The 13,144-nt window shown below is 67.9% G+C and carries 13 protein-coding genes; 4 read left to right on the top strand and 9 right to left on the bottom strand.

All coding sequences use genetic code 11. The features are described 5' to 3' along the window. Positions 1-2 precede the first annotated feature (2 nt). Positions 3-1,460: an IMP dehydrogenase gene (guaB, locus tag BLR19_RS00685; protein WP_091746028.1), complete on the bottom strand. Its 1,458-nt coding sequence runs from the start codon at positions 1,458-1,460 to the stop codon at positions 3-5. A gap of 127 nt (positions 1,461-1,587) precedes the next feature. On the opposite strand from guaB, the gene BLR19_RS00680 reads away from it, so the two are divergent. After that, a complete protein-coding gene (locus BLR19_RS00680) occupies positions 1,588-2,133 on the top strand; it encodes a DUF2061 domain-containing protein (protein ID WP_091746022.1) in 546 nt (181 codons plus the stop codon). Positions 2,134-2,137: 4 nt separating this feature from the next. Here the strand turns inward: BLR19_RS00680 and BLR19_RS00675 are convergent, their stop codons facing one another. After that, entirely contained in the window at positions 2,138-2,848 is a 711-nt protein-coding gene (locus BLR19_RS00675) for an RlmE family RNA methyltransferase (protein ID WP_055753232.1), read from the bottom strand. 72 nt (positions 2,849-2,920) lie between these two features. Between BLR19_RS00675 and BLR19_RS00670 the strand changes: the two genes are divergently transcribed. From BLR19_RS00670 to BLR19_RS00660, 3 genes are all read left to right on the top strand, one after another. Then, entirely contained in the window at positions 2,921-3,382 is a 462-nt protein-coding gene (locus tag BLR19_RS00670) for a peptidylprolyl isomerase (protein WP_017504078.1), read from the top strand. 128 nt (positions 3,383-3,510) lie between these two features. Continuing rightward, a complete protein-coding gene (locus BLR19_RS00665) occupies positions 3,511-4,608 on the top strand; it encodes a glycosyltransferase family 4 protein (protein WP_091746019.1) in 1,098 nt (365 codons plus the stop codon). Then, a complete protein-coding gene (locus tag BLR19_RS00660; RefSeq protein WP_091746016.1) occupies positions 4,601-5,653 on the top strand; it encodes a glycosyltransferase family 4 protein in 1,053 nt (350 codons plus the stop codon). Before BLR19_RS00665 ends, BLR19_RS00660 begins: the two co-directional genes overlap by 8 nt. Here BLR19_RS00660 and BLR19_RS00655 read toward each other — a convergent pair. The 7 genes from BLR19_RS00655 to BLR19_RS00625 form a co-directional block, all read right to left on the bottom strand. Beyond that, entirely contained in the window at positions 5,599-6,831 is a 1,233-nt protein-coding gene (locus tag BLR19_RS00655; protein WP_176758245.1) for a glycosyltransferase family 4 protein, read from the bottom strand. The genes BLR19_RS00660 and BLR19_RS00655 overlap by 55 nt on opposite strands. Continuing rightward, positions 6,807-8,000 carry an O-antigen ligase family protein gene (locus BLR19_RS00650; protein WP_091746010.1) on the bottom strand — a complete coding sequence of 398 codons (1,194 nt, stop codon included), beginning with the start codon at positions 7,998-8,000 and terminating at the stop codon, positions 6,807-6,809. The genes BLR19_RS00655 and BLR19_RS00650 overlap by 25 nt, the downstream gene beginning before the upstream one ends. Positions 8,001-8,035: 35 nt before the next feature. Then, entirely contained in the window at positions 8,036-8,950 is a 915-nt protein-coding gene (locus tag BLR19_RS00645; RefSeq protein WP_091746007.1) for a glycosyltransferase, read from the bottom strand. Then, entirely contained in the window at positions 8,947-10,095 is a 1,149-nt protein-coding gene (glf, locus tag BLR19_RS00640; protein WP_091746004.1) for a UDP-galactopyranose mutase, read from the bottom strand. The genes BLR19_RS00645 and glf overlap by 4 nt, the downstream gene beginning before the upstream one ends. Beyond that, positions 10,079-11,332, bottom strand: a complete 1,254-nt coding sequence (locus BLR19_RS00635) for an oligosaccharide flippase family protein (RefSeq protein ID WP_176758244.1) — start codon at positions 11,330-11,332, stop codon at positions 10,079-10,081. Before BLR19_RS00635 ends, glf begins: the two co-directional genes overlap by 17 nt. 100 nt (positions 11,333-11,432) lie before the next feature. Beyond that, positions 11,433-11,846 carry a DUF2177 family protein gene (locus BLR19_RS00630; protein ID WP_039245498.1) on the bottom strand — a complete coding sequence of 138 codons (414 nt, stop codon included), beginning with the start codon at positions 11,844-11,846 and terminating at the stop codon, positions 11,433-11,435. Positions 11,847-11,857: 11 nt separating this feature from the next. Beyond that, complete coding sequence (locus BLR19_RS00625) at positions 11,858-12,883, bottom strand: SAM-dependent methyltransferase (RefSeq protein WP_055753372.1); 1,026 nt, start codon at positions 12,881-12,883, stop codon at positions 11,858-11,860. Positions 12,884-13,144: the final 261 nt, after the last annotated feature.

Here is a 13,144-nt window from a genome sequence, read left to right as displayed (position 1 = left end):
GCCTACCCCTGCCGATAGTTGGGCGCTTCACGCGTGATCATCACGTCGTGGACGTGGCTTTCACGCAGACCCGCGCCGGTGATGCGCACGAAGCGGGCGCGCTCCTGGAACTCAGGAATGGTGCCGGCGCCGACATAGCCCATGGAGGCGCGAAGGCCGCCGACCATCTGGTGCAGAACCGGGCTGATCGGCCCCTTGTAGGGCGTCTGACCCTCGATGCCTTCGGGCACCAGCTTCTCGGACGAGACTTCCTTCTGGAAATACCGGTCCGCCGAGCCGCGCGCCATCGCCCCCACCGAGCCCATGCCGCGATACGACTTGTAGCTGCGGCCCTGGTACAGGAAGACCTCGCCGGGGCTTTCGTCGGTGCCGGCGAACATCGAGCCCATCATGGCCACGTTCGCGCCGGCCGCGATGGCCTTGGCCAGGTCGCCCGAATATTTGATGCCGCCATCGGCGATGACCGAGGCGCCCGTGCCCTTGGCCGCCCGCGCGGAGTCCATCACCGCCGTCAGCTGCGGCACGCCAACGCCGGCGACGATGCGGGTGGTGCAGATGGAGCCGGGACCGATGCCCACCTTCACCGCATCCGCGCCTGCGTCGATCAGGGCCCGCGTCGCATCATAGGTCGCGACATTGCCGGCGATGATCTGCAGCCGGTTGTTCTCGCGCTTGATCCGCTCGACCACCTGGGCGACCGAGGCCGAGTGACCGTGGGCGGTGTCGATCACCACCACGTCGCAACCCGCTTCGGCGAGCGCCATCGCGCGCTCGTATCCGGCGTCCCCGACAGTGGAGGCTGCGCCGACCAGCAGGCGGCCCTGCTCGTCCTTGGCGGCGTTGGGGAAGGCCTGGGCCTTCTCGATGTCCTTCATCGTAATCAGGCCGACGGCCCGATAATCCTCGTCCACCACGATGACGCGTTCGATCTTGCGGGTCTTCAGCAGCTCGCGCGCTTCGTCGCGGCTGGCGCCTTCGCGGACCGTGATCAGGTCGCCGGTGGTCATCAGCGAGGCGGCCGTGACGTTCAGGTCGCTCTCGAAGCGCATGTCGCGGTGGGTCAGCATCCCGACCAGCTTGCCCGTCGCCGGATCCACGACAGGGAAGCCGGTGATCTTCTTGCGCGCCACGATCTCGCGCACTTCGCCCAGCGTCGTCTGCGGGCCGACCGTCACCGGATTGACCACCATCCCGCTCTCATAGCGTTTGACGGCGCGGACCTCGTCGGCCTGCTCGTCGATGGTCATGTTGCGGTGCAGAACGCCCAGACCGCCGGACTGGGCCATGGCGATGGCCAGACGGCTTTCCGTCACCGTGTCCATAGCGGACGACAGCAGCGGGATGTTCAGTTTGATGTCGCGCGTCAGCTGGGTCGAGACATCGACCATCGCCGGCATGAACTCGGATGCGCCGGGTTCCAGCAAAACATCGTCGAAGGTCAGTCCTTCGCGTATCTCCATAGGGAGTCTCCGTTTTGCGGGCCGCGTATAACGGGATGCGGGGGTCGGGGGCAAGGCCGATTGCGGTTATAAGCCCGATAGATTTTATTGCTTTGCAACCCGCAGGGCCGCTCACCATTCTCTCCGCATGGTCGGCGTCATCCTCAGCACCGCGCGCAAACTGGCTCTGAAGATCGCCAGCTATGGCGTTATGCACCTGATTGTCGCCATCCTGGTCGCCTTCGCGATCACCCGCGACTGGCGCATTGCCCTGGCCGTCGGCATGGTCGAGCCGATCTTTCAGACCATCGCCTACACCGTCCACGACCGCGTCTGGCACAAGGTCGAACGGCGTCGCATGGCCTCCAATATTGAGGAGGCGACAGAAGCCTTCACCGCCCGCCTCGACATCATGTCGCCCGAGGAACAGCGCCGCTCGCACGACGCCCATCGCGGCCACAGCCACGCCCTGCCCCGGTCGTTCAAACAGATCGCGCTGAAGACCGTCACCTATGGCGTCATGCACTTCGCCGTGGCGGTCGCCGTGGCCTACGCCCTGACCAACGACATCCGCACGGCGCTGACCATCGGCATGGTCGAGCCTCTGGTGCAGACGCTCTTCTTCGCCCTGCACGACCGCATCTGGTCGCGCCTGGAAGATCGCAGAGCCCGCGCGAGCACAGCCGCCGCCTGACGCGTCAGCGCTTGTTCAGCGCGACCAGAAACACCTCGGCGCTGTCCTTACGGCTCGACGCCGGCTTGACGTATTTCACCGTCTCGAACTCCTCGCGCAGCCGCGCCAGAACGCCGCCGGCGTCCCCGCCCTGGAAGTTCTTGGAGACAAAGTTGCCACCCGGCCTCAGGGTACGGATGGCGAAATCGGCGGCGATCTCGATCAGGGCGATGATCTTTAAATGGTCCGTCTGGCGATGCCCGACCGTGTTGTGCGCCATGTCCGACAGCACCAGGTCCGGCGCCCCGCCGATGGCGTCGATCAGCTGCTGGTCCACGCCCGGATGGGTGAAGTCGGCCTGAAGCAGGGTTGCGCCCGGGATCGGCGCGATCATCAGCAGGTCCACGCCCGCCACCGCACCCGCCCCCCGGTTCAACGCCACCTGAACCCAGCCGCCCGGCGCCGCGCCCAGGTCGATCACCTTTGACCCGCGCTTTATCAGCCGGAACTTGTCGTCGATCTCGATCAGTTTGAAGGCCGCGCGCGAGCGCCAGCCTTCGGCCCGCGCCTTCTCGGACCATTTGTCCGACAGCTGGCGTTTGATCCATTGCTGGCTCGACATCGACTTGGTGTCGGCCGTCTTCATCTTGGTGCCCATGCCGCGTCCGGCGGCGGTTCCGCCGGTGGGCGGTTTCACCATCCGGCGGCGTTCCTGGGGCTTTTCGTCTTCGCTCATCGTTCCCACATAGCCCCGACCGGCGTTGCGGGCTATGTCCCGCCTCAAATCAACCCAAAGAGGACGACCGACATGGCCGACACCCTGACCTTCACCCTGGACACCGGCGACGGCGAAGCCCGCGACGTGGTCATCAAGCTGCGCCCCGACCTGGCCCCCGGCCATGTCGAACGCATCACCGAGCTGGCCAAGGAAGGCTTCTACGACGGCGTGGTGTTCCACCGCGTAATCCCGGGCTTCATGGCCCAGGGCGGCGATCCGACCGGCACCGGCACCTCGGGCTCCAAGAAGCCGAACCTGAAGGCCGAGTTCTCGGCCGAGCCGCACGTGCGCGGCGTCTGCTCGATGGCCCGCACCTCGGACCCCAACAGCGCCAACTCCCAGTTCTTCATCGTCTTCGACGACGCCACCTTCCTGGATCGCCAGTACACCGTCTGGGGCCAGGTCGAATCGGGCATGGAACACGTCGACGCCCTGCCCAAGGGCGAGCCGCCGCGCAGCCCCGGCAAGATCGTCAAGGCGACGGTCAACTAAAGCGAAAGCGGCCGAGTTGGACTCCGTCCAACTCGGATTAGATTTCGCGCCAAGAGAATGTGCGCAATCTTGACGTTTCTCGATGATGGCTTTCAGTTGCAACGCTGAGCCATCGTCGGGGGACGACATTGCGCATTCTTCTGGTCATCGAGCCGTCCGGCGGCGGCTCGGGGCGTCACGTGGTCGATCTGGCCCGCGCCTTGATCGGAAGCGGCCATCAGGTGTCCCTAATCTGGTCGCCGAGCCGCGCCGAGCCCTGGTTCGAGGCCGGGGTCGCCGCTCTTCCCCTCCACGCCAATGAACATCTGCCGATGCGCCGCAGCGTCGGACCGTGGGACGTCGCCGCCCTTCACGCGCTGAACCGCCTGATCGCCCGTCTCGGCCCATTCGAGATCGTCCATGGCCACAGCGCCAAGGCCGGCGCCCTGGTCCGGCTGGCCCACGCGCCCGGCGCCGCCAGGATCTACACCCCTCACGCCCTGCCGATGATGGGCCCGGCCAACCTGACGACGATCATCGCCGGCGCGGCCGAGGCGCTTTTGGCCCGGTCCGGCGACGCCATCATCGCCGTCTCTGAGGAAGAGGCCGCCGTCGCCCGTCGCTGGGGGCTTGGCGGACACCGCTTGCACGTCGTCCCCAACGGCCTGTCCGCGCCGCCCGCTAACGAGCGTCTCGCGGCCCGCCAGGCCCTCGGCGTCCCCGACGACGCTCTGGTCGTCGGCTTCGTCGGCCGGCTTTGCGCTCAGAAAAACCCCGTTCGGTTCGCCCACGCCGTCCGCCGGGCGAACGCCATCGATCCGCGCATCATCGGCGTCATGATCGGAGACGGTGATCTGGCCTCGGCGGTCAGGACCGCCGGCGGCGACGCCCTGCGTCTGCTGGGCGCACGCAACGCCGGGCCTTTGATGGCGGGCTTCGATCTGTTCGCCATGACCAGCCGTTATGAGGCCGATTCCTACGCCATGATCGAGGCGGCCGCCCTGGGTCTGCCGATCGTCTGCACCGATGTCGGCGGGATCGGGCGTCTGATCCAGGCCGGCGCGCACATCGACCGCCTACCCGTCGACGCTTCCCCCGATCACCTGGCCGAGGCGATGCGCGCCGCGCTGGCCAGCCGCGTCGTTGCCCTGCCGATTACGCCGGGCCTGCTGTCCGACTCACGCATGGCCGAACAGACCGTCCGGATTTACCGCGACGCCTTCGCCCGCAGACGCCTGGGTGGCTGAGCCCGTCTTCATCAACGGCCGCTTCCTGACCCAGCCGATGAGCGGGGTTCAGCGCTATGCGCGTCAGATCGTCCGCGCCCTGGACCAGCGCCCCGGCGCGGCCGAGCGTTACGTCCTATTGAAGCCCCCCGGCGCCGATAACCTGAACCTGCTCAACATCCCGACCCGCACGATCGGGCGCACAGGCGGCCATCTTTGGGAACAGACCGCCCTGGCCTGGACCGCGCGCCACGGCCGCCTGCTTTCGTTAGCGGGTTCGGGTCCGGTGCTGCATCGTCGCCATGTCGTCGTCATCCACGACGCCGCCGTCTTTCGTCATCCTGAGCATTTCCGAACAGGCTACGCCACCTTCCACCGCGCCCTGAACAATGTGCTCGCGCGCCGGGCGCGGTTGGCGACCGTCTCCGAGTTCTCCCGGCGCGAGTTGGCCTCGGTCCTGAACCTGTCGCCCAACAGCATCACCGTCGCCCCGAACAGCGCCGACCATCTTCGCAACATCAGGCCCGACCCCGCCGTCGTTGCACGCCTAGATCTGACGACCCGCCGCTACTTCGTGGCCCTGGGTAATCTGACGCCGAACAAGAACCTCGCCGTCGCCATCCGCGCCCTTTCCCGCCTTGCCGAGCCTGCCGTTCGGCTGGTCCTCATCGGCGACCGACCCGCTGTCTTCGACCTTTTCGCCTTCCCGGCCGACCCGCGCCTGATCTTCGCCGGCCGTCGCTCGGATGCCGAGATCACCGCCCTGCTCGGCGGCGCGCGCGCCCTGGTCTTTCCCAGTCTCTACGAAGGCTTCGGCATCCCGCCGCTTGAGGCGATGACCCTCGGCTGTCCGGTCATCGCCTCCGACATCCCCGCCACGCGCGAGGTCTGCGCCGACGCCGCCCTCTATTTCGACCCTGCCGACGACGCAGCCCTGGCCGCCCATATGGCTGAGATGCTCAGCCGACCGGATGTCGCTCGCCGCGACGCCGGCCTTCGCCGCGCCGATCATTATGCTTGGTCACGCTCGGCCGAAGTCATCGAAGCCCTTCTGCTCAGCACCTGACGATAGACGGCCCTGTGCGCCTCGACGATCGACGCCTCGGTCCAGGCCGGCGCTCCAACTGCCGCGAAACGCCAGCATCCCGGCTGGTCCACAGCCGCCTGCATCGCCGCCGTCAGCGCGCCTGCATCCCCCGGTTCCACTAGGGCTGACACCCCTACCCCCTGCGCCGCCTCCGGCAATCCGCCGATGCGCGAGGCGATCACGCCCCGCCCCTGCTGAACCGCCTCCGCGACGCTGCGTCCGAACGGCTCGGCCCACACCGCCGGCGCAACCAGCACATCCACTCTGGGCCAGAACGCCTCCGCCTCCACCTGCCCCAGCCAGACGATGCGCGGATCATCATACGCCCGCCTCAACGCCTGCACGTAATCCGCCTCGCCCCGCCCGGCGATATTCAGCCTCCAGTCACTGTCCAATCCTCTCGTGGCCGCCAGCAGAACCTCGATCCCCTTTTCCGGCTCGACCCGCCCCAGAAACCCGAACCGCATCGTCGGCGCCTCGACCAGCGATGGTTTCGGCGCGATCGCCGCCGCGCCCGCTGCATTGCTGATCACCGACCCCGGCGTCCGCCGAAAATAGCCCGCCGCCCGATGCGTCTCCAGCACAGGCCCGCTCAGGCCGATGACTTGATCTACCTCTTGCGACCGAACCCGCTTGCCCGCCGTCAGCAATACGCACGACCCACACCGCCGCTCGCAACGCCGTCCGCGTCGAAACAGCGACGCCCGCGCGCATAGCATCGACCAGTCCCTCAGCGTCTGCACCAGCGGCAGATCCCACCGCGCGGCCGCGCGATAGACTGACAGCGAAAAACCCGTCGTCAGGTGCAGATGGATCAGATCCGGCCGCACCCGCGCGACCGCCCGGTCGACCGCTTGATCCATCAGCGGGTTGGCCGCCTCCAGCCCATGCCAGACCGCCCGCCGAACCGCCGATCGCCGCGCGCCGTCATAGGGCCAGTACAGATTGCGCAACGGCAGCCGCTGCACGGGCACGCCGTCGATCCGTTCGTTCACCGCCTCGCGCCCCGGCGTCAGCGTCAGGACGGACGCCTCCACGCCCGCCCGTCTCAGCCCCTGGGCCAACTGCGCCACGCTGCGTTCCGCCCCGCCGACCTGCGCCGGCGGATACAGGGTGTTGACGATCAGCACCCTCACGGCGCCAGCGGCCTTCGCCAAGCCAAGGCGCCGACCAGACAGCACAGGAAGACCATCCCCGCCCCCTGCGTTAGGTCCTCTCCGAACATCGCCGCCAGCACATAGACCGACAGCGGCGTCAGCGCGTCCAGCCGCGCCGCCGACGCCAGATGCAGCCCCAGCAGCACCAGCGCGCTCACCACGCCCGCCGTCCGCGCCGTGAACAGATAGCCGTTGTGGCTGACCGATAGCGCCCGAAACGCCCCCATCTCGTCCGCCGACGACCACCCCGCCCCCATCGGCCGCTCCTCGACCAGATCGACCGTCCGCCGCCAGGTCAGCATCCGTCCGGCCAGATTGTCCCGCAGCGCCGCTCTGTCGAACCGTCCCGCAAACCGGCCGCCGTCGAAATCGAACCGCCCCGCCTGCAAAGCCACTGCGCCCGCCACCAGCACAAAGACCGTCAGCGCCACCCCCAGCGGCCGCACCCGTTCACGCCAACGCCAACGCCAACCGACGACCATCCGCGCCAGCCCGCCCAACATCGCCGCCATCATGCCGCCCCGCGACAGGGTGCTGACGAACCCCAGAACCGCCACGCCGACGCCGCCCCACGTCGTGCCGCGCCGCACCCAGCGCCGTTCCGCCAGCATCATGCCAGCCGGGACCGCCAGTCCGATCATCGCCATCGCCGCATTCGGATGCTCGGCCAGGGTCGTCACTCGCACCTGCGCTGCCGTCGTGGTCACCATCGCGCGCGGCGACGCCAGCCCCACGTCCTGCAAAGGCTCCAGCCCGACCAGCATCGCCAACCCATAGGTCGCCAGATGACACGCCGCGCCGGCCAGCACGGCCCAGAGGAATAGCCGCCGCCGTCCTTCATCCCTCAGGATCAGGCTCGCCACAGCCGGCGCCGCCAACGCCGAGGCGATCCACCGAAACCAGAAGGCCGCATCCCCGACGTTCAGCCGATCGCCGCCCGGCGCGACCTCAACCAGCAGCGTCATCGCCAGAAAGCCCGCCGCGACCACGCCGGCCGCCCTCAGAACCGGCGCCATGTCTCGCCACGTCACGACCACAAGCGGCACAGCAACGGCCAGCGCCAGATCCCCCAGCCGCGGCCCGCTGGCCTGCCCCGGCGTCAGAAACAGCGGCAAGGTCACGCCCACGCCCAGCAAGCCCAACGCCAGCCGCTCATAGGCCGCCCTCACCTGTGACCACCGCAGCGTTCCACGCCGCGATGCGCTCAGGACGGCCTGCAATGCTCGACCTCGGGATCGAACCGCGCCCCGTCCACCACTCCGGCGACCAGCACCCCGGCCTTTCGCCAACGTCCGCCCAGCGCCAGCCGACCCGCCAGCCTGAGCCGCGACGCGGCATAGCGCAGCGCAGAGCGCCGTCCCTCGTGCCGCCGCTTGGCCAGGATGACGTTGCGCGTCAGATAGCGATGCAGCCGTTCGCGCCGCGCATCCGGCTCGGTCTCAATGGTCAGCCGTCCCGGCGCCGCGCGCACGTGCTCGACCCGGCTGGCCGCGACCAGATAGCTCGGCTCGTCGCGCGACAGCCGCAGCGTATATTCCGTGTCGTCGCCCCAGATGAACATGGGAGCCAGCGGCAGGCCGTGCCGCATCACCGCCGCCCGGCTAACCAGCACCGACACGAATGTCGCCTGCCGCACCGGAACAATCCCCTGCTCCAGCCGCTCGCCCCAGGCCGGATAGCCCAACACATTCTCGCGTTGGTCGATCTCGGGCGTATTGGTCAGATGCCCCTCAGGCGACCGCACGCTGGAACACAGGAAGGCCGGAACGACGCCCTCGTCCGCCAGTCCCGCTTCCGCCGCCAGCAAGGCCTCCAGCGCATCCGGCGCCGCCAGCACGTCGTCGTCCATCAACCAGACCCGGTCGGCCCCGGCCTCGATCGCCGCGCGGATTCCGGCGTTGAAGCCGCCTGCCCCGCCCGTGTTCACCGGCATCCGAACCACCATCGCCTGGCCCGCCCAGGCGTCGGCCAGCATCTCGGCGGTGCCGTCGTCGCTGGCGTTGTCGACCACCACCACCCCGTCGCAATGCCGCGTCTGGGCGATCAGATGCGCCAGACATTGCTCCAGCAGGGCGCGCCGGTTCCACGTCACCACCACCGCCCAAACCGACGTGCTCATGCCGCCATCCGGGCGATGGCCGGCGCGAGCGATTTCTCGACCAGGCTGAGCGCCCGCCCGACCGCCTGGTCCATGTTGTAGTACTGAAAATCGGCCAGCCGTCCGGCGAACCAGACCTTGCCCGCCAGCGTCGCCGCCATCGCGCGATACTGCACCGCCAACGCGCGCGAAGACTCCGTCAGGATTGGATAATAGGGGTCGTTCACGCCCGCCTCATAGACCATCGGATATTCGGTCACCGTCGCCGTCCTCGGCCCACGCTCGCCGGTCAGGTGGCGGAAATCGGTGATGCGCGTGAAGTCGAAGTCGTTGGGATAGTTGACTGTCCCGACCGGCAGGCCGTCCTCGACATCCACGACCTGATGGTCGAACCGCACGCTGCGATAGGGCAAGGCCCCGACCGACCGGCCGAAATAGTCGTCCAGCGCGCCGCAATAGACCATCCGGTCCCACGACTCCGCCCCCACCTGATCCATCGGCGTGTTCAGCGACACTGTGATGTTCGGATGATCCAGCATCCGCTGGAACAGCGCCCCATAGCCGTCGCGCGGCATGGCCTGATGGCGGTCGACGAAATAGCGGTCGTCCCGGCTGACCGCGACCGGCACCCGCGCGGTGACCAAGGCGTCCAGCGCCTCGACCGGCAGGCCCCACTGTTTGGCGGTGTATCCGGCGAACACCTTGTCGAAAACATAGTCGCCCAGCCGCCTCAGATCCGGATCGTCGCCCGCCTGTCGCAGATCATGGATGCTGGGCCGCGCCCCGAAACCGAAGCGCTGGACCAGGGCCTGCGTCATCCGCTCGGCCGTTGCGGCTGGAAACAGCGTCTCGATCGAATCCAGATTGAACGGCAGCGGCACCCTCCGCCCGTCCACCTGCCCCTGGACCCGATGGGCATAGGGCCGCCAGGCCGTGAACTGGCTCAGATAGTCGAAGATACGCGCACTGTTGGTGTGCAACACGTGCGGGCCATAGGGATGGATCAGCCGCCCGCCCGCATCGCGCCGGTCGTGCGCATTGCCGCCGACATGGTCGCGCTGATCGATCACCAGCACGCTCTGGTCCAGCCCGCGCGCCAGTCGTTCGGCGACCACCGCCCCGGTGAAACCGGCGCCGACGATCAGCCAGTCATATCGCCGGGACATCGCGCCCCCTGCCGGTCTGGAACAGCGCGCCCCAGTGCGCCCTCAGGCCGATCAAACACGCCACGACCACCGCCGCCTCGCCGATGATCCGCGCGCCCGCCATGCCGGCCGCGCCAAGGCCGGGCGCCAGCACCACCGCCGGCCCCAGGGTTGCGACACACCCCAGCGCCACGATCAGCGCGAACCGTCCATCCATCCGCAGCGGGTTCATCAGATGCAGCCCCAGCACCTGGCTGAAGGCCACCAGCGGCAGCACCCAGGCCAGAAGGCGCAGCACCTCGACGGCGCCCGCAAACCCCGCCCCGAACAACAGTCTGATCAGCAGCGGCGCCGTCAGCGTCAGTCCCGCCGCCAGCAGCACGAACGCTCCCGTCGATGCAGCCAGCGTCCACCGCGCCGTGCGAAACGCCGCTGCCTGATCCTGTCCCAGCAGTCCGGCGATCCGGGGCGCAATCAGACCGGCCAGCGGCCGCATCAGCGACCCGGACGCCGCGACCAGCCGGTCCGCCGCCCCGTAAAGCGCCGCCTGCGCCGGCCCGGCCAGCGCCGCGACAGCCAGAACGCCCGCTCCCGTATAGGCGACGATGACCGCCCGACTGGCGAACAGCGGACCGCCCTGGATCAGGACGCGCCTCACAAAGCCCCGCTCCGGCGCCTGAACCGTCTGCCGTCGCAGCAGCAGGACGCCGGTCGCGACCCATCCGACCCAGACGCCGCCCGCCTGGACGGCCATCACGCCGCCGACGCTCAGGCCGGGCATCGCCAGAACGACACCCGTCGCGGCTAAAGCGAAGCCAACCTCCAGCATCGCTGCCAAACCGGGATCGCGAATGCCCTGAAAGAACCACAGCAGGCTGGCCCCCTGCCCGATCCCCAGAACGACCGCCATCGCCACGACGACGCTCGCCCCTTCCAGAACCGGATTGAAGGCCGCCAGGCCGACGCCGACCACAGCGGCGGGCAGGATCAGCACGCCGCGCATCGCCAGGGCCTGACCGACCAGGACGCCGCGCCCTTCGACGGCTCCGGCGACGTCGCGCGGCCCCGAAAGCGACTGCCCATAATCCACGACCACCGACACCACCAAGGCCAGGGCGATGGCCGAGGCGAATACGCCGAACCCTTCCAGCCCCAGGCGTCGCGTCAGAACCGGATAGAGCAGCAGCGGCGCGACATAGCGGGCGACATGCGCGCCATAGACCCAGCCCGCATCGGCCGCGCCGCGCGCCGACAGCAATCGGTGCCTGCCATCCCCCAACTGTCGCCCCCGCGATCAACCCTGGCGCGAGCTTTAGACACGCGCGGCTGCAATCGCAAGCGCGGGGCAGTCGGGCGGCCTAGCCGAAACGGCCCTCGGCCCAGCGCGCGGCGAAATAGCCGCCGGTCGCCGACAGCATCGTCAGGGTCGTGCCCCAGATCAGGTCGATGATCGTCAGCTTGGTCTGCCAGACCGCCAGGGTCGCCTGATTGGTCAGGTCGTAGGTGGCGTAGGCGACGAAGCCCAGCACCGCCCCGTTGATCGCCGCCCGCGTCCAGTTCCCCTCCTTCAGGGCCGGCGCGATCGCCAGGAACACGGTCCCGGCAATGGAGATCAGATAGAAGGCCACCGCCGCCTTCATGTCCGGCTTGTCGGCCATGATCGGCCCGATGACGGGCTTGTACAGCCGGTTGGTCATGGTGGTCAGCCAGACGAAATCGATGGCTGCAAAGGTCAGGCCGGCCCCGAGATAGGCCGCGACATATTTGATCATCCTCGTCTCCCTTAAGCCGGCTTCAGTCGATAGTGGCTGACCGCCCAGGTGCGGCCCTCGTCGTTTCCGAACAGACCGGCCGTCGCCAGATAGAAGCGCCGCCAGCGACGGGTCCAAAGTTTGGCGTCGTCGCCATAGGTCTCACGCATCAACACCGCGATCCGCGGGGCGTTCCGGTCCATGTTCGCTAGCCAGTCGTTGGCGGTCTTCGCATAGTGACCGCCGTTCCAGGTCCATTCCTGCTCGACCGCGAACAGGTCCGGAAACTGTCGGATCAGGCCGTGGCTGGGCATGACGCCGCCGGTGAAGAAGTGTTGCGCGATGAAGTCGCCGCTGTCGGTATGGTCGAACCGATAGGGCGCGTCGCGGTGCGTGAAGACGTGGATGAACATCCGCCCGTCGTCCTTTAGCCAGCCCCGCGCCTTGGTCAGCAGGGCGCGCCAGTTGGCCATATGCTCGAACATCTCGACCGAGACGATGCGGTCGAAGCGCTGCTCGGTGTCGAAGGCGTTCATGTCCTGGGTGATGACCGTCAGATTGGTCAGGCCCCGCGCTGCCGCCTGGGCTTCGATATGGCCGCGCTGGCCGTGGCTGTTCGACACCGCCGTGATTTTCGAAGTGGGGTATTTCTCGGCCATCCACAGCGACAACGAGCCCCAGCCGCAGCCCATCTCCAGAATCGTCTGACCGTCCTTCAGATCGGCATGGGCGCAGGTCTCGGCCAGCGCCGCCTCCTCCGCCTGATCCAGCGTCTCGCGGCCCGTGGGATATAGGCAGCAGGAGTATTTCAGCCGCTTGCCCAGGCACAACTGAAAGAACTCTGGCGGCAGTTCGTAATGCTGCTGGTTCGCCGCATCCGTATGTTCGGCGATGGCGCGCTGGGCCATTTCGCGCGCAAAGGCCGCCTCGTCGTGCGGCCCGTCGCGATCCAGACGCTTCCGGGCCTCCGTCACCAGGCTGTCGATCGCCGGACGCGTCACGAAGTCCGGGAATGGCGCGTCCTGAAGCTGGCGAATGGCGACATTGGTCAGGTTCATCGGCGTCCTCGATCGTCGGATCTTGCTGCAGGCTTGACGGCAATACGACGCCTCGGCCCCTACGGATCCCTCCGCCCTATTGAACGCAACCCCAAGGATGCCGACATCCGCCTCCCGCGACGACCGATTCCGTAGAAAGTGCACCAATTGCACTCTCTTTTTCGAACCCGGCTCGCCGTCATTTCAGATGAATTAGACGAATCAGACTCTGTTTTTCGCCTTCACTGTCTGAAATCGCCGCGTCGGATCGACGCCGAGTCT

The sequence above is a fragment of the Brevundimonas sp. 374 genome (assembly GCF_900102995.1).
Taxonomy (GTDB): Bacteria; Pseudomonadota; Alphaproteobacteria; order Caulobacterales; family Caulobacteraceae; genus Brevundimonas; species Brevundimonas vesicularis_C.
Note: the sequence above shows the minus strand (reverse complement) of the source record. Positions and strands in the feature narration are given on the sequence as shown.